The sequence below is a fragment of the Thiohalospira halophila DSM 15071 genome (assembly GCF_900112605.1).
Taxonomy (GTDB): domain Bacteria; phylum Pseudomonadota; class Gammaproteobacteria; order Thiohalospirales; family Thiohalospiraceae; genus Thiohalospira; species Thiohalospira halophila.
On record NZ_FOMJ01000004.1, the window covers coordinates 147861 to 163130 of the forward strand.

At 72.5% G+C, this 15270-nt stretch carries 17 protein-coding genes; 3 read left to right on the forward strand and 14 right to left on the reverse strand.

Annotation, left to right across the window (positions count from 1 at the left end):
• Positions 1–3: 3 nt before the first annotated feature.
• Positions 4–957: a tetratricopeptide repeat protein gene (locus tag BM272_RS07475; RefSeq protein WP_093428150.1), complete on the forward strand. Its 954-nt coding sequence runs from the start codon at positions 4–6 to the stop codon at positions 955–957.
• Here BM272_RS07475 and BM272_RS07480 read toward each other — a convergent pair.
• The 11 genes from BM272_RS07480 to BM272_RS07525 form a co-directional block, all read right to left on the reverse strand.
• The gene (locus tag BM272_RS07480; RefSeq protein WP_159433040.1) at positions 954–2279 is read right to left on the reverse strand and encodes a diguanylate cyclase; all 1326 of its coding nucleotides are present in this window, start codon (positions 2277–2279) and stop codon (positions 954–956) included. The two genes, BM272_RS07475 and BM272_RS07480, sit on opposite strands and share 4 nt — an antisense overlap.
• 111 nt (positions 2280–2390) lie before the next feature.
• The gene (locus BM272_RS07485; RefSeq protein ID WP_093428152.1) at positions 2391–3113 is read right to left on the reverse strand and encodes a LytR/AlgR family response regulator transcription factor; all 723 of its coding nucleotides are present in this window, start codon (positions 3111–3113) and stop codon (positions 2391–2393) included.
• A gap of 65 nt (positions 3114–3178) precedes the next feature.
• On the reverse strand, positions 3179–3988 hold the full coding sequence (locus BM272_RS07490; RefSeq protein ID WP_093428153.1) for an ABC transporter permease family protein: 810 nt from the start codon (positions 3986–3988) through the stop codon (positions 3179–3181).
• On the reverse strand, positions 3979–4539 hold the full coding sequence (locus BM272_RS07495; RefSeq protein WP_093428154.1) for an ABC transporter ATP-binding protein: 561 nt from the start codon (positions 4537–4539) through the stop codon (positions 3979–3981). The genes BM272_RS07490 and BM272_RS07495 overlap by 10 nt, the downstream gene beginning before the upstream one ends.
• A 7-nt stretch (positions 4540–4546) precedes the next feature.
• The gene (locus BM272_RS07500) at positions 4547–5425 is read right to left on the reverse strand and encodes a metal ABC transporter substrate-binding protein (protein ID WP_093428155.1); all 879 of its coding nucleotides are present in this window, start codon (positions 5423–5425) and stop codon (positions 4547–4549) included.
• Between the two features lie 24 nt (positions 5426–5449).
• Positions 5450–6775, reverse strand: a complete 1326-nt coding sequence (locus BM272_RS07505; protein ID WP_093428156.1) for a TonB-dependent receptor — start codon at positions 6773–6775, stop codon at positions 5450–5452.
• A 97-nt stretch (positions 6776–6872) separates the two neighbouring features.
• The gene (locus tag BM272_RS07510) at positions 6873–7184 is read right to left on the reverse strand and encodes a DUF2946 family protein (protein ID WP_093428157.1); all 312 of its coding nucleotides are present in this window, start codon (positions 7182–7184) and stop codon (positions 6873–6875) included.
• Positions 7185–7290: 106 nt separating this feature from the next.
• The gene (locus BM272_RS07515) at positions 7291–7737 is read right to left on the reverse strand and encodes a hypothetical protein (protein WP_093428158.1); all 447 of its coding nucleotides are present in this window, start codon (positions 7735–7737) and stop codon (positions 7291–7293) included.
• A complete protein-coding gene (locus tag BM272_RS13775; protein WP_159433041.1) occupies positions 7734–7895 on the reverse strand; it encodes a hypothetical protein in 162 nt (53 codons plus the stop codon). Before BM272_RS13775 ends, BM272_RS07515 begins: the two co-directional genes overlap by 4 nt.
• 3 nt (positions 7896–7898) lie before the next feature.
• Entirely contained in the window at positions 7899–8189 is a 291-nt protein-coding gene (locus tag BM272_RS07520; RefSeq protein ID WP_093428159.1) for a DUF6763 family protein, read from the reverse strand.
• A gap of 144 nt (positions 8190–8333) precedes the next feature.
• Positions 8334–8984, reverse strand: a complete 651-nt coding sequence (locus tag BM272_RS07525; RefSeq protein WP_240308063.1) for an arylesterase — start codon at positions 8982–8984, stop codon at positions 8334–8336.
• Between BM272_RS07525 and BM272_RS07530 the strand changes: the two genes are divergently transcribed.
• Entirely contained in the window at positions 8983–9669 is a 687-nt protein-coding gene (locus BM272_RS07530; RefSeq protein ID WP_093428160.1) for an ABC transporter ATP-binding protein, read from the forward strand. The two genes, BM272_RS07525 and BM272_RS07530, sit on opposite strands and share 2 nt — an antisense overlap.
• Entirely contained in the window at positions 9666–12170 is a 2505-nt protein-coding gene (locus BM272_RS07535) for an ABC transporter permease (RefSeq protein ID WP_093428161.1), read from the forward strand. The genes BM272_RS07530 and BM272_RS07535 overlap by 4 nt, the downstream gene beginning before the upstream one ends.
• A gap of 3 nt (positions 12171–12173) precedes the next feature.
• Here the strand turns inward: BM272_RS07535 and BM272_RS07540 are convergent, their stop codons facing one another.
• From BM272_RS07540 to BM272_RS07550, 3 genes are read right to left on the reverse strand one after another with little or no spacing between them, the layout of a single operon-like run.
• Positions 12174–13091, reverse strand: coding sequence for an amidohydrolase family protein (locus BM272_RS07540; RefSeq protein ID WP_093428162.1), 918 nt, complete (start codon positions 13089–13091; stop codon positions 12174–12176).
• Positions 13092–13140: 49 nt separating this feature from the next.
• Positions 13141–14841 (reverse strand): YcaO-like family protein, encoded by a 1701-nt coding sequence (locus BM272_RS07545; RefSeq protein WP_093428163.1) that lies wholly within the window; start codon positions 14839–14841, stop codon positions 13141–13143.
• A 53-nt stretch (positions 14842–14894) separates the two neighbouring features.
• On the reverse strand, positions 14895–15194 hold the full coding sequence (locus tag BM272_RS07550) for a helix-turn-helix domain-containing protein (protein ID WP_093428164.1): 300 nt from the start codon (positions 15192–15194) through the stop codon (positions 14895–14897).
• Between the last annotated feature and the right edge of the window lie 76 nt (positions 15195–15270).

The window sequence follows — 15270 nt, forward strand, 5'->3', positions numbered from 1 at the left end:
GCGATGACGGCACACCGTGTAATCCCGGTCCTCCTGGCGTTCCTCCTGACCCTGTTCCCGCCCGCCGTGCTTGCCCAGGCCGGCGAGACGGCCTCGGGCTCGGCGAGCGGTCTCGACCTCGACATGGATGCTCTGGGCCTGGAAGAAGAGCGGGGACCGACCCGGGACGAGCTGACCCAGCTCGAGCGCGAGAAGCTCATCATCCGTGGTGAGGAGGGGGAGCGGATCAGCCAGGTCCGTCTGGCGCGCTACTACGAGACCGGGGAGCGCGGTTTCCCCCGGGATATCGAGGCCGCCTACCGCTGGTACCGGGCGGCGGCCAGGAACGGGGACCTGGAGTCCCAGGCCCAGGTGGCGGCCATGTACCTCACCGGCACCGGGGTCCGCCGCTCGCCCACCCACGCCTTCACCTGGTTCAAGCGGGCCGCCGAGCGGGGCCATCCGGACGCGGCCAAGGCGCTGGGGGAGATGTACTACCAGGGGGTGGGGACGGAGCAGAACTTCGACGCCGCCTATACCTGGTTCCGCCAGTCGGCGGAGGCCGGCGATCCCCTGGCCCAGCTCCGGGTGGGTCGCATGCACCGCGAGGGTCAGGGCACTCGGGAGAGCGATTTCCAGGCCTACCTCTGGCTGAATCTGGCAGCCATGGCCGAGGGCGAGCTGGCGGAGACCGCCGCCACCGAGCGCGACGCCCTGGAGGCCGAATTCAGCGAGGCCGAGAAGCTGGGGGCGAAGCTGGTCAGCCGGGAATACATCCAGCTCTACGCCGACCCCGCCCTGCGCCGGGCGCACGAGGAGGAAAAGGCGCGCGAGGAGCAGCCGGGGCCGCCGGGGGTGGAGATGACCAGCGATCCCATCGACCTCCCCGGTCCGGATGTCGAGCCTCCGGGCGAGGGCGAAGGTAGTGGCGGTGATGGTGGCGAGGATGGCGAGGGAGCGGCCGGGACCGGGAATTAGCGGCTCCCTTCCGACGCCGGGGAGGTATCGCTGACCCGGTCGCGGCCCGCCGCCTTGGCCGCGTAGAGGGCATCGTCCAGCCGCTGCAGGGTCGCCGCCACCGACTCCTCCGGTGCGAGGTGGGCAACGCCAGCGCTGATGGTGATCTGCCCCACCGGCGGGAGTTCCAGGCCGCGCACCGCGTTTCGGAGGCGATCGGCAAGGGTCGCCGCACCCGCCGGGTCGGTATCCGGCAGCAGCAGCAGGAACTCCTCGCCACCCCAGCGCCCGGCCTGGTCCACCCGGCGCAGCTGCTGCTCCAGGCACTCGGCCAGAGCGCGCAGCACCGCATCCCCGGCCGGATGGCCGTGGGTGTCGTTGACGACCTTGAAGTGGTCGATATCCAGCAGCACCAGGGCGCAGCTCCCGCCGGAGCGCCGGATCCGTTCGTGTTCGTATTCCAGCAGCTCCTCCAGCCGGGCGCGATTGAACAGGCCGGTGAGTCGGTCGTGGGTCGCCTGCTCCGATAGCGCCTCTTCCAGCCGTTTCTGCTCGGAGATGTCGTGGAAGACGGCGACGTAGTGGGTGACCTTTCCCCGGCGATCGTGCAGGGCGGTGATGGACTCCCACTGGGGGTAGAGGCTCCCGTCCCGTCGCCGGTTCCAGACCTCGCCGCTCCACCAGCCCTGCTCGTGCAGGGCCGACCACATCCCGGCGTAGAAGGCGGTGTCGTGGCAGCCGGACTGGAGCACCGCCGGCGTGCAACCGATGACCTCTCCGGCCGGATAGCCGGTGACGGCCTCGAAGGCCGGATTCACCCGCTGGATGAGGCCCTCGGCGTCGGTGATGATGATGGCGTGGGCGGACTCGAAGGCGGCAGCCAGCAGGCGCTTCTCCTCCTGGGCGCGGGAGCGCTCCCGGGCGTAGCGAACCACCCGGCCCAGTAGCGCCGGTTCCAGCTGGTTCTTGAGCAGGTAGTCCTGGGCGCCGAGCTGGATGGCGGCCACCCCCGTGTCGACGTCCTCCTCCCCGGTGAGGACGATGACCGGGACCTCCTCGACCTCGGCCAGGAAGCGCTCCACCGTGGCCAGGCCGGTGCTGTCGGGGAGCCCGAGGTCCAGGAGGACGGCGTCCACGAGGCCGTGGCGGGTGGCCTCGATGGCCGCCTCCAGCCGCGCCGCGCGTTCGATCTCCACCTCCAGTGCCTCGGCCAGGTCGAGATACTCCGCCACCAGCTCGGCATCGGCGGGGTTGTCCTCCACCAGGAGCAGGCGCAGCGCTGCCGGGTCGGCCGCTTCGGTGGTGGTAGGGTGGCACGGCGATGTACGGGAGGGTTCGGCCATGAAGACCCATCGCGTTACTGCGGAACCGCTCATTATAGGATGCTTATCCCGCGATGACCGTCTCGGCACGCGGGCGGCCGCCCTGGTTTAACAAGCGGTAGGAAGAACCCTTCAGGCGGTCCCGAACATCTCGCGAACGGCGTTCATGCGCCGGCGGCTGACCGGGATCAGGGGGCCCTCGTCGTCGCCGAGGCGTACGGCGTGGCCCCCCTCGATGGGGGTCAGGGCGGTGATCCGGCCGGCATTGACCAGGTAGCTGCGGTGGACGCGCAGGAAGGCGGCCGGGAGCTGGCGCTGGAGCGCCCCCAGCGGCAGGCTGGCCAGCACCACCTGATCCCCGGCGTGGATCCGGGTGTAGTGGCCGTCGGCGGCCAGGTAGTCGATGGCGGCCGGATCCAGGAAGCGGGTCTCCTGGTAGACCGGCACGGCCAGCCGTTCCAGGGGGGCCTCGTCGTCCGCCACCATGGTCACCGGCCCGTGGCGGGGGATCATGAGGGCCACGATCCCCTGGGAGGACTCCCGGTTGCCGCCCTCGGCGATGAGGGTGATATGGACCGGGACCGCCTCGGCCCCGCCGTCGAGGCTGACCTCGCCCTCCCACAGGCCCTCTTGCCGGGCACTGGGCAGACCCTCCTCGGTAAGGCGCTGGCGCGCCCAGGGGCGGAAGAGCTCCGTGAAGTACCGGGCCGAGTCACTACCCGGCCGCCGACAGAGGGCGGCGTTCCGGTGGATGAGGCGGTCCTGCTCGTCGAGGACGGCGATGAGGACCGGAGCCTCCTCCAGGGGGCCCAGGCTCGGGGGACGGCGGATGGGTTCGGCGGTGTCCGTCGACATGCGGCGGTTCTCCAGTGAGGACCGCCGGGATGGTGTTCCGAACCGGGTGGCTGGTCAACCGTCGATCAGTCGGCGGGGATCCCGCGGCGCAGACCGGTGGCGGTAGCCAGCAGCAGGGCAACCACCAGGACCGGGGCAAAGGGCTGGTCCAGCGCCACGGCGGCGACGAAGGCCAGCAGATAGACCGCCACGCCCACCGCCGGGCCCAGGATCAGCGCCCACCGCCAGGAGGGGGCCCGGCGGAAGGCGACCCAGGCCGGGAGGAAGGCCAGGGCGAAGGCGGCCATGAGCCCCAGGCTGGTGGCGGCCAGGGTCAGACCCGCCGCCACCAGGGCGTCGAACCCCCGGTGCCACTGCCACGCCGGCCGGCCGTTGGCGCGATCCCCCTCCGGGAAGAGGCGGGAGCGCAGCAGTCGCGGCCCCAGCCACGGTAGCGCCACCGCGGCGACGGCCGCGATCCCGGCGAGCGCCAGGAGGTGGACGGGGCCGGCGAAGTAGAGCTGGCCCTCCACCAGGGCGTGGCTGGCCGCCTCGCCCAGGCCGGTATTGGCGCCCACCAGCAGGCCCGCGGCCCAGCCGCCGAGGATGAGCACCCCCCAGCCGCTGTTGCCGGCCCGCCCCAGCACGGCCTTCAGGGCGACGGCGATCCCCGCCCCGATGAGGCCGGCGGGCAGGACCCCCAATCCCAGGGCGCCGCCCGCCATCACCGTGGCGGCCCCCACGTGGCCGATACCCAGGGCCGCCAGCCACTCCTCCCGCAGCCGCAGCCACAGGCCCAGCAGCGGCAGCAGGGCCGCCGCCACCAGGCCGGTGACAAGCGGGATGCGGAACATCGGGTCCCAGAGGGGGCTCAGGTCCAGGGGGGTCAGCTCCATGGCGCCACCTCCCGGGTCCGGTGGCAGGTCCGCGCCAGGAAGGCGGCCTCGTGGCTGACCACCACCACGCCCCGGCCGGCGGCGGCGGCGAGGTCGATGGCCTCGGCCACCCCCTCCGCCGCCGCGGGGTCGAGGTTGTTGGTGGGCTCGTCCAGCAGCACCACGGCCGCCCCCGCCCCCAGCCGCGCCTGGGCGGCCAGGAGCTGGAACTGGCCGCCGGAGAGGGCATCCACCCGGCGGTCCAGCCACGTCGCCATGCTCGCCAGGGGGCTGGCCCCGGTGAGGCCGAGATATTCCCGGGCCGTGAGGGGAACCTCCGCCGGCCGGGGCGGCTTCTGGGGCAGGAGCGCCAGCTCGCCGCCGGCCCGCCGGATGCTCCCGCCGTGGACCAGCGGTTCCCCGGCCAGGGACCGGAGCAGGGTGGACTTGCCGGCGCCGTTGGGGCCGGCCAGCCCCACCACCTCGCCGGGCTCCAGGGCCAGGTCCAGGGGGCCGGCTACCGGTCGGGCGTAGCCGGCCACCAGGCCGGTGGCCTCCAGCAGGGCCGCCACGGGCTCGCTACCGGGCCTGTTCCAGGGCCGCCACCCAGTCCTCGATGAGATCGAGGTATTCCCGGGTGCCGGCGTCGATGGCGGGCTCCAGGGGGACCTCCACCACCGGCCAGCCGAGATGGTCGGCCAGCCGGCCGGGGGCCGCACCGTCCTGGAAGTTCGTGTGGATCACCACGCCGTCACCGCCTTCGAGCTGGCGGACCAGGTCGCGGATGTGGCGGGCCGTGGGCGGGATCCCCGGCTTGGGTTCGGCGTAGCCGAGGACCGGAACCTCGAACCGCTCCAGGAGGTAGTTGCCGTCCTTGTGGTAGAGGATGGCCCCCGGGTGGTCGGCCAGGCGCCGGCGCCAGTCGGGCAGGCGCTCCTCCACGGCGTCGCGGAAGTCGCTGGCCGCCTTCCAGTAGCCATCGGCGTTGGCCGGATCCAGGCGGGCCAGGCGGTCGGCCAGCGCCCCGGCCACCCGCTGCATGCGTACCGGGTCCATGTGGACGTGGGGATTCCCGGCGGGGTGGACGTGGCCCTGGCTGCGGTCGGCCGCCTCCTGGCCGATGAGTTCCACCTGGGCGGCGGCCTCGAAGTAGCCGGTGGCACCCACCTGGATATCGGGGTTGCCGGCCCGTCGGAGGGCGGCGGGGAGCCAGCCCACCTCCAGGTCGGCGCCCTCGGCCACCAGGAGGTGGGCGTCGCGCAGGGCGCGGACCATGGTGGGCCGCGCCTCCAGGGCGTGGGCGTCCCGGTCCGGCGGGGTGAGGACGTCGACGTTCACCGTCTCGCCCCCCACGGCGCGGGTGACGGCCCCCATGCTGGCGGTGGTGGCCACGACCTCCAGGGCGGCGGCGCCGCTGGAGGCGAGGAGGAGGATCAGGGTCAGTAGTATGCGCATCATGGTTTTCTCTCCTTGAGCCCGGGCCTAGAAGCTGTGGGCGCCGTGGCTGCCCAGGCTCGCCTCGTACTGGAGGTAGAGCTGGTTGAAGGACTGGTTCTCGCCGCCGTAGGCGAGGTCGGCGCGCGCCGCCTGCAGGCGGAGCTGCGAGAACTCCGAGGGGCGGAAGGTCACCGCCGCCGTCATCCGGTCGGAGGCATCCCACTCCGAGGTGCTGCCGGGGACGGCCTTCTCGTTGGTGAGGCCAGTGACGTCATACCGGAGTCCGGCCTCCCAGCGCGGGGCGAGGCCGTAGACCCCCTGGAGGTAGGCGCCGTCCTGGGTGAACTCCCGCTTGTCACCCACCAGGGCGCTGTCGGCCTGGTGGTAGGCGATGTCCAGGTCCTTCACCTGGTAGAGGTACTCCGCCTGGAGGGTGAGGTCCCCGGCGCCGTAGTCGGCGGGGTGGTCGTACTTGTAGACGGCCTCCAGGCCGGCGGTCCAGGCATCCCCGTCCAGGAGGTGGACCGGCGGTTCGCCGGAGCTCTGGAAGTCCGGATCGCCGTGGAGCTCCTGGTGGTCCGGGGCGTACGCCAGGGAGGTGCCCAGCTGCAGGGCGTGGTCGAAGCCGAGATCCGGGCTCCACTCGGCGAAGGCGGTGTAGAGCCGGGGGCCGAAGGTCTCCTTCCAGGCGCCTTCCAGGGCCTCGCCATCGGTGAGTTTGGTGTTGTCCGCCGTTTCGTGGACGGTCTCCTCCTCCACGGTCTGGCCGATCTTGCCGGCGTTCTCCGCCTGCAGGGCCTCCACGCCCACCCGCAGGTAGGTGGGCAGCGGGGTGAGCCAGGCGAGCTGGACGCCGGTATCCATGATCCCGTGGCCGCCCAGGAGGTTGCCGTAGGCCAGGTTCTGGTCCACGAAGTCCCACTGGTGGGGGTGCTTGACGTTGTGATAGCCGAAGTCGGAGAGGAAGCGGCCGGCCTTTACCGTCAGCCCCGCCGGCAGGCGGCGGGTGGAGAGGTAGGCCTCCTCCAGCTCAACGCCGCCGCCCTCGGAGACGGTGAGGTAGGTGAAGCCGTCGAAGTAGGGGCCGATGCTGCCGGAGAGGGCGATCTCGGTCTCCCGCAGGCTGAAGCCCTGGGGCGGACCGCCGTGGTCGTGGCCCTCGTGGGCATGGTCGTGGCCGTGGGCGGCGTGGATGCCGTCCACCTGGCCGGCCCGTTCGGCGCCGTTGCCGTCGGCGGAGTCGCGATAGTAGACCCCGTCGAAGATCACCGAGATCTCGGGGTTGAAGGCCGTGCCGGCGGTCACCGTCTCCCCGGCCTGGACCGGCGAGGCGATGAGCGCGGCGGCGGCCGCGATGAGCGTGCGTCGCATGGTGTCTCTCCCTTGTGCGCGCTGGATCCGGCCCCCGCCGCGCGGGGGCCACCGTTATGGCTGTACGGACCCGGCTGCCCCGATCGGGGGCCGGGGATCAGGCGCGCGGGGGAGCCCGCGGGGGGTGGGCGTAACGCGGGGCCGGAGCCGCCGGGGTGGTTACGGCCGCGACGGCCGGTGCCTCGACCGTGGCCGTGGTGGTCGGCAGCGCCACCGGGGTGCCGGTGGGCGCCGGTTGATGCTGGGCGTGGAGGCAGAGTTCGCAGACCCCGCCGTCGTGGGCACCATCGTCGTGGGCGTGGCCGGCGTGGTGCAGGGCCAGCGCCGTCTGGCCGACGAGCAGCGCCAGCGCCAGGGCGAGGCCCAGCGAGGTCGGCAGTCGGTGAAGGCGGTGGCGCCAGGCGGTCAAGTCGGGGTCCCCTCCCGGATGAGAACGGTTCGCTTTCGCGAAGAGTTCAAAAGGCTAGCGCAAGTGATGCTATCGGACAAGCGACCCCGATCCCGGCCCGGCGGATTCATTCGTCCTCGCCGCCCTGGGCATCGGCGCCGCCATCGCCGCCCAGTTCACCCTCGACCGTGACCACTGGCTCGCTTCCCGGGCGGGGACGGGCCCAGACCGGCAGCTCCTCGTTATCCACCGCGGGTTGGTAGTAGCGAAAGCCGCTGGCGTCCCGCAGCCGAAGGGTGCAGGCGTAGGTGGCGGCAGCGGTGGGATCCTGGCCGGGGTCGGTGTCCACCTCCACGGTGACCTCCTCCTGGAAGGTGCCCCCCTCGACCCTGACTTCCCGGCGTTCGCGGCCGAGCACGACCTCGTCGGCATCCTCCACGGCGCAGGTGATCTGCAGCCGGTCGACGGCCTTCATCAGGCGGTCGGCCTCCACCGGGACGGTGAAGGTGAAGTCGGCCGCGCCCGCCATCGGGGCGGTCAGGGCCAGCCCGGCGGCGAGGAGCAGCCGCCTCACGAGCCGCTCCCGGCGGCCCGGCCGGTGAAGCGCAGGGGCTCGGTGGTCACCGTGACCGACTCCGCGCCGCGGCCGGTGAAGGTGAGCGGGTCGGTGGTCACCGCCAGGGCCGTGGCCGTGGCGGCCAGCCCGGCCAGTGCCAGGAGCCAGCGGCCCATGGCCTATTCCACCTGGTCCAGGGGGTCGTTGTGGTCCGCGGAGTGGGGTGGCTCCTCGGTGTCGCCCATGTCGTCGGCCTCCAGATCGTCGAAGGGGCCGGACCAGTCCTCGGGCGCGGCGATCTGCTCCATGCCCATCTCATCCCAGGTCTCGAAGTCCACCTCCTCGACCTCGCCGCCGAAGTACTGGATCTCGATGGTCTGTTCATCCCCGTCCACGGCGACGATCTCGAAGCGGTCGCCCTCTTCGGTGATGTACCACTCGCCCACATCGGGCAGGGGGTTGTCGGCCATGGTCCTCTCCTGATTGCGGTTTTCGATGGTGCTGCACCCGGGCCGGATTACCATCCCGGGCCTGTTCTCGAGGTTCCGTGAAAGGCCTTCGTCATTCCCGCGAAGGTGGGAATCCCGAAAGCGTAGCCCCTGGTGGCGAACCCATCACGGGGCCTGCTCCGGGAGATCCCCCGTAAGATCCCGGGTCGCCTCCAGTAGCGGCTCCAGCGCCGGCCACATATTGTCGAGCATAGTCGGTTGTGCTGCTGCCGTGGGATGGATCCCGTCGCCCTGCATGAGTTCCCGGCGTTCGCCGACCCCTTCCAGTAGTTGTGGCACCAGTGCGGCACCGGTCGTGTCGGCTACGGCCCGGTAAACCTCGGCGAAGCCCTCGACATAGCCGGGTCCGTAGTTGGGTGGCAGCCGCACGCCCAGCAGCAGGACCTCCGCCCCGGCCTCCTGGCCGCGCTCGACGATGGCGGCGAGATTCTCCCGCAACGCCGATAGCGGCTGGCCGCGCAGGCCGTCGTTGCCGCCGAGTTCTACAATGAGCACGGCCGGTTCGTGATCGGCGAGGACCCCGTCCACCCGGTCCCGGCCGCCGCGGCTGGTCTCACCGGAGATGCTGGCGTTGACCACCTCGTGGGGGAACCCCTCCGCGGCCATGCGGTCTTCCAGCAGGGCGACCCAGCTATCGTCACGGTCCATGCCGTGGGCGGCGCTGAGGCTGTCGCCCAGGACGGCGACCACCGGCGCGGCGGCGACGGGCGCGGCGAGCACCGGGAAGAGCGACAGGACCAACAGGAGACGCAGGATGAACACGACGGGGAGTTCCACGGTGGCCGCGACGGGACTGCGGCGGGAGGTTAGCAGCCCCGAGGGTCGCCTGACCATTCTCGATGGCGTGGATCTGGCTATCGCCGCCGGGGAGACGGTGGCCATCGTGGGCGCCTCCGGCTCCGGGAAGTCGACCCTGCTGGGGCTGCTGGCAGGGCTGGATCGGCCCACTGCGGGCCGGGTGGAGCTGGCCGGGACCGACATTACCGACCTGGACGAGGATGGCCGGGCGGCGGTGCGCGCCGGCCGGGTGGGCTTCGTCTTCCAGGCCTTCCATCTGCTGCCGGCGCTCACCGCGCGGGAGAACGTCCTCCTGCCCATGGAGGTGGCCGGGATCGCCGAGGCCGGCGCGCGGGCGGATTCCACCCTGGAGCGGGTGGGGCTCGCCCAGCGCGCCGAGCACCGGCCGCATCAGCTCTCCGGCGGCGAGCAGCAACGGGTGGCCATTGCCCGCGCCTTCGCCCCGGGCCCGGCGGTGCTCTTCGCCGACGAACCCACCGGCAACCTGGATCAGCTCACCGGCGAGCGGGTCATCGACCTCCTCTTCGGGATCAACGCCGAGGCCGGCACCACCCTCATCCTGGTGACCCACGACGAGGCCCTGGCGGCGCGCTGCGATCGCCGGGTCACGCTGGACGCGGGCCGTGTCTCGGAGGCGGCGTGACCGCCTCCCTGCGCATCGGGCTGCGCGCCCTGGGGCGGGAGTGGCGCGCCGGGGAACTCCGGATCATGGCCCTGGCCCTGATCCTGGCCGCCGCCGGCATGGGGGCGGTGGGGCTCTTTACCGACCGGGTGGAACGCGCCCTGGAGCGCCAGGCCGGCGAGGCCCTGGCCGCCGATCTGGTGGTGGAGTCCAGCGAACCCCTCTCCGATGCCTGGGAGCAGCGGGCCCGGGAGCGCGGGCTGGCCGTCGCCCGGACCCTGACCACGGTCACCATGCTCCCCGCCGCCGAAGGCCCGCCGAAGCTCGCGCGGCTCAAGGCGGTGGACCCCACCTACCCCCTGCGCGGCGAGATCGCCATCGCCGAGGAGCCCTGGGCCCGGGAGGAGGTCGTTGCCGGCGGCCCGCCCGCTGGGGCGGTCTGGCTGGAGTCGGGGCTGACCAACCGGCTGGGCCATTCCGTGGGCGACACCCTGCGAGTGGGTGAGGCGGCACTTACGCTGGGGGCCATCCTGGTGCGGGAGCCGGATGCGCCGGTGGGCCCCAGCGGTTTCGCGCCCCGACTGCTCATGAATCGCGCCGATCTGGCGGCTACCGGGCTGATCACCGAGGGCAGCCGGGCCGAGCGGCGGCTCCTGGTCGCGGGGGATCGGGCAGCCGTGGACGACTTCCGCGCCTGGCTGGAGCCGCGCCTGGCCAGCGGCCAGGAGGTGACCACGCCCCGGGAGGCCCAGCCGGCCCTGGACGATGCCCTGGAGCAGGCGCAGCGCTACCTCGCCCTGGCCGCCCTGCTGGCGGCCGCCCTGGGCGGCGTGGCCGTGGCCCTGGTGGCACGGCGCTACGCCGAGCGCCACCGGGACACCGCCGCCATCCTGCGCGCCATCGGCGCCAGCAGCCGACTGGTGGGCCGGGCCTTCGCCTGGCAGCTGGGCCTGCTGGGCGTTGTGGCCGCCCTGGCCGGGATGGGGCTGGCCTGGGCGGCCCAGGCGGGGCTGGCAGTCCTGGCTGCGGATCTGCTGGCGGTGGAGCTGCCCGCGCCCTCCCCGTGGCCGGCGGCCGCCGCGGCCCTGGCGGCGGCCGGGCTGCTGGTGGCCTTCGGCCTGCCGCCGTTGAGCCGGCTGGCGAAGGTCCCTCCGGCCCGGGTCCTCCAGCGCGACCTGGAGCCGCCGCCGGTAGCGAGCTGGATCCTGTGGGGGCTGCCGGCCGTCGCCCTGGTGGCGGTGGTGGGCCAGGCGGCCGGCGAGCCGGGACTGGCCCTGGCCCTGCTGGGCGGGCTGCTGGCGGCGGTGGCCCTGCTGGCGGCCGCCGGTTACGGGCTGCTCGCCCTCCTGGCGCGAGTGGGGCGGGGGCGCGGTAGCGCCTGGCGCTACGGCCTGGCCAACCTCGGCCGCCGGCCCGGGACCAGCGTGACCCAGGTGGTGGGGCTGGGAACGGGGATCGCCGCCCTGCTCATCCTCACCCTGGTGCGTACCGATCTCCTGGAGTCCTGGCAGGCCAGCCTCCCCGAGGATGCCCCGGACCACTTCCTCATCAACATCCCGCCGGCGGAGGTGCCGGCGCTCCGCGCCTTCTTGCGGGAGGGGGGCGTGGCCGAGCCGGATCTCCACCCCATGGTCCGGGGGCGGCTCACCGCCATCAACGGCGCGGAGCTGGAGCCGGCGGAGTACGAGGAGCCCCGCGCCCGGCGGCTGGCGGAGCGGGAGTGGAACCTCTCCCGGGCGGCGGAGCCGGGCGCCGGCAACCGCGTGGTCGAGGGGGAGTGGTGGTCGGCGCCCCGGGTGGCGTCGGGTCCGTGGGTCTCCCTGGAGTCGGGGATCGCCGAGACCCTGGGGATCAAGGTGGGGGATCGCCTCTCCTACCGCATCGGCGGGCGCGAGCTGGAGCTTCTGGTCACCAACCTGCGCGAGGTGAACTGGGACTCCTTCCGCGCCAACTTCTTCGCGGTGACCCCGCCGGGGGCGCTGGCCGACTACCCGGCGACCTGGATCACCTCCTTCCGCCTGCCGGACGGGGACGAGCGCCTGCTGACCCAGCTCAACCGGCAGTTCCCGGCGATCACCATCCTGGATACCGGCCGGATCCTGGAGCAGGTGCGCTCCATCACCGAGCGGGTGGCCCTTGCCGTGGAGTACGTCTTCGGCTTCACCCTTATCGCGGGGGTGCTGCTGCTCTACGCCGCCCTGGAGTCGACCCTGGACGAGCGGCGGCGGGAGGGGGCGATCCTGCGCGCCCTGGGGGCCGGTCGCGGCCTGCTCACCCGGGCCACCCTGGCGGAGTTCGCCACCCTGGGCGCCACCGCCGGGCTGGTGGCCGGGCTCACCGCCAGCGGCCTGGGCATGGCGCTGGCGGTCTTCGCCTTCGACCTCCCCTGGCAGCCGGCACCGGAAATCATCCTCATCGGCGTGGTCGCCGGGGCGGGAGGCGCCGCCCTCACCGGCTGGCTGGGTGCCCGCGGCGTGGTCCGCGAGCCCCCCCTGGCGGTCCTCCGGCGGACCGGGGAGTAGGGCCTACTCCGGAAGCGGCACGTCGAAGAAGCGGTGGGCGTTGGTCAGCCGGACCCGGCGGGCCAGGTCGTCGGGGAGCTGGTCCAGCCAGCCGCGGTGGAAGGCCATGATGTCGTCGTACATCGACCAGCCGTCGTTGGCCTCGTGCCAGCGGTAGGTCTCGTGGGCGTTGGCCACCGGGTCGGTGCCGGTCATGAAGCGATCCGGGTAGTCGGCGATGAGTTCCTCCCAGCCGTCGCGCAGGGTCTTCCCCTCCGGACCGGCGTCGGCCAGGCGGCCGTAGTGCCACGGGTCGCGGGCGGAGAATTCCACCCAGAGGTTGTCACAGGCGGCCACGGCCCGGCGGACCTCGTCGGGGCCGAGGATGCCGCCGGCATGGGCCCAGAGGAACTCCACGTCGGGATGATCGCCGCAGATCTCCATGGCGTAGTCGGCGCTGCCCGCCTCCACGTGGAGCAGTACCGGGACATCGAACTCCGCCGCCAGCGCCAGCAGGCCGGCAAAGTTCCCGTTGTCCGGGCCGAAGCCGCTCCCGCCGATGTGGACCTCGCCGATCCCCTGGTATTCCCCGGCGGCCAGACCCGCGCGGGCCTCCTCCAGCACCCGCTCGTCCAGGTGCCAGCGGGGGCGGATACCGGGGCGGATGTAGGGGCTGAACAGCGGGACCACGGTGGTGGTCTCGGTGCTCGGGATCTTCAGGGCATTCTCGCTGGGCTCGGCGACCACCACCGCCAGGGAGACGTTGTGGCGCGTGAAGGCGGCGGTGACCTCCTCGGGTTCGGTGATCTCCGCCTGGTTCCAGTTGTAGTGGGTGTGGATATCGGCGAAGGGGGGCGGGTGCTCTCCGCCACCGCCCGACCCGGCGCAGCCGGCGAGCAGCAGGGCGGCGGAGAGGAACAGGCTGGTACGGAACGGGTTCATGGTGGTCCTTCCGGTGCGGTGGGTTCCTTGTCTGAGGATAGCTCCCTTTTCAGCCCTTGCGGCGCGCCGCCTGGACCCGGCGGTAGACTTCGAGGACGGCGCGGTGGTCGCCGGCATCGGGGCTGTCCACGGCCAGCGTTCCCATCTCCCAGGGGGAGCCCGCCAGCGCTGCCTCCGCCCAGGTCAGGGCGGGGCCGCCGTGGGCCCATTCCAGGGCCGGCCGCAGCCGGGTCGAGGCGCCCTGGCGGTGCCACTCCAGCAGATCCGCCAGGGCGCGGTAGGCGCGATCCCGGCGGGCATCCCGTGGCGTCTCCCGGGCGGCCTCCAGGCTCTCTTCCAGGGCGTCGAGGTCGCCGGCGGTGGCCGCCAGGCGCAGCTTGAGCTCGCCCAGGGTCAGGCCGGACCAGCCGCTGCCCTTGTCAGCGGCGATGCCGATGAAACCGGTCACCGGCTGCAGTTCGCTGTAGCCGCCGTTCTCCAGCCGGGCCAGTAGCGCCCCCGCCTCGGCCGCCGACAGTTCGGGGCCGGCGGCGATGGCATCGCGGAAGGCGCGGCCCTCGTTATGGTTCTCGAACAGCAGGTCCTCCCGCGGGTAGACCTCGGACAGCCCCGGGACCAGCAGCCGGCAGACCGGCAGGCCCAGTTCCGGGTAGTCGGCGACCCAGACATCGAGCCCCTGGCGTTCCAGGTCGGCGCACATGGCCTGAAAGGCGGCCTCGTTGTCCCCCGGCGAGGCCCAGGGGGTGAAGTCGGGGTCCTGCTCCCCGGCCAGGTTGCTCCAGCCCAGGCGGCCGCTGCCGTCGGTGAAGTGGAGCTCCAGGTTGTGGGGCTCGGCCAGTTCGGCATCGTCGAAGGTGGGGGCCTCGAAACCGGCCAGGTGCGTGCCCCGGCCCTGGAGGAGTTCGGTGGTCGCCCGTTCCAGGGCGACGCCGAAGTCCGGGTGGGCGCCAAAGGAGGCGATGACGCCGCCGTCCCGCGGGTGGCGCACCACCACGCCGGCCACCGGGAAACGGCCGCCGGCGGAGGCATCCACCGCCCTCGGCCGGAAGCCGCGCTGGCGCAATGCCGCCAGCGCCCGGGTAACAGCTGGATAACGCTCGACGATGGCCTCCGGCAGCGGCGGCATGGGCGCCGCCTCCGCCAGCAGAGTGGCCCGGGCCGCCCGTTCCAGCACCTCGGAGAGCGCCTGGACCCGCGCCTCCGCCGGGGTGTTGCCGGCGGCCATGCCGTTACTGGCATAGAGGGAGGCGAGGATATTGGCCGGGAAGTAGCGCGTGGCCCCGTCCCGATGCCGGGTAAAGGGCAGCGCGGTAATCCGGTCGCCGTCGCTGTTGCGCTCGTGCAGCGCGGCCGCATCCAGCTCGCCGTCGGGGTCGTACCAGGCCAGCAGTTCCGGATCCAGGCACTGCTCGCGCCAGCGCGCCGGGTCCACCGAGCGCTCGTCGGGGTGGAAGAGGAAGTCGCCGGCCGCCGGGGCCAGGTAGTAGTCCGTGAAGAAGTAGCCGGTGGCCAGCCGCTCCACGAACTCCCCCAGGGCGCTGGCCAGGCAGGCGCGCCGGCCGGTCCCCTTGCCGTTACTGAACAGGCGCCCGCAGTCACGGGCACGCAGGTGCAGGGACCAGACGCCGGGCACCGGTCGTTGCCAGCCGGTGGTGCGTACGCCAATACGAAGCCCGCGCAGGCTGTGGCCCACGCGGGCGACGGTTTGTTCCGGGGCGGCGTCCTTGCCGGGGATCCGTGTTGTGTGCAAGTTACGGTCTGCCGTTGGGGTAACAGACCGTCATGCTACTCCCCGGGGCGGTCTCAGGCCATGTTGTAGCGCTTGAGCTTGGTGCGCAGGGTACCGCGGCTGATGCCGAGGATCTCCGAGGCGCGGCTCTGGTTACCGCGGGTGTAGATCATCACCGTCTCCAGCAGGGGCGGCTCCACCTGATCCAGTACCCGGCGGTAGAGTTCGTTGGGGGCGTGGCCGTCGAGTTCGGCGAAGTAACGCGACAGCGCCTTCTCCAGACAGACGTCCAGGCGCGGGGGGCGGTGGGTCCCCATCTCGGTGGTGGGGGTCGGCTGCTCGGTATTCAGTCCATGGTGAGTCTGGGTATACATCACTGATTCCTCCTGGAAGGACATTGCCGCTAGGGACGTGAGAGAAACTAGCAGCCGACCGTTAGATGACCGTTAT

Excerpts from the sequence above, each read along its gene's own strand:
- BM272_RS07475 (WP_093428150.1), top strand. The coding sequence starts at position 4 with ATGACGGCACACCGTGTAATCCCGGTCCTCCTGGCGTTCCTCCTGACC.
- BM272_RS07480 (WP_159433040.1), bottom strand. The coding sequence starts at position 2,279 with ATGGCCGAACCCTCCCGTACATCGCCGTGCCACCCTACCACCACCGAA.
- BM272_RS07485 (WP_093428152.1), bottom strand. The coding sequence starts at position 3,113 with ATGTCGACGGACACCGCCGAACCCATCCGCCGTCCCCCGAGCCTGGGC.
- BM272_RS07490 (WP_093428153.1), bottom strand. The coding sequence starts at position 3,988 with ATGGAGCTGACCCCCCTGGACCTGAGCCCCCTCTGGGACCCGATGTTC.
- BM272_RS07500 (WP_093428155.1), bottom strand. The coding sequence starts at position 5,425 with ATGATGCGCATACTACTGACCCTGATCCTCCTCCTCGCCTCCAGCGGC.
- BM272_RS07505 (WP_093428156.1), bottom strand. The coding sequence starts at position 6,775 with ATGCGACGCACGCTCATCGCGGCCGCCGCCGCGCTCATCGCCTCGCCG.
- BM272_RS13775 (WP_159433041.1), bottom strand. The coding sequence starts at position 7,895 with ATGGGCCGCTGGCTCCTGGCACTGGCCGGGCTGGCCGCCACGGCCACG.
- BM272_RS07520 (WP_093428159.1), bottom strand. The coding sequence starts at position 8,189 with ATGGCCGACAACCCCCTGCCCGATGTGGGCGAGTGGTACATCACCGAA.
- BM272_RS07530 (WP_093428160.1), top strand. The coding sequence starts at position 8,983 with ATGAACACGACGGGGAGTTCCACGGTGGCCGCGACGGGACTGCGGCGG.
- BM272_RS07540 (WP_093428162.1), bottom strand. The coding sequence starts at position 13,091 with ATGAACCCGTTCCGTACCAGCCTGTTCCTCTCCGCCGCCCTGCTGCTC.
- BM272_RS07550 (WP_093428164.1), bottom strand. The coding sequence starts at position 15,194 with ATGTATACCCAGACTCACCATGGACTGAATACCGAGCAGCCGACCCCC.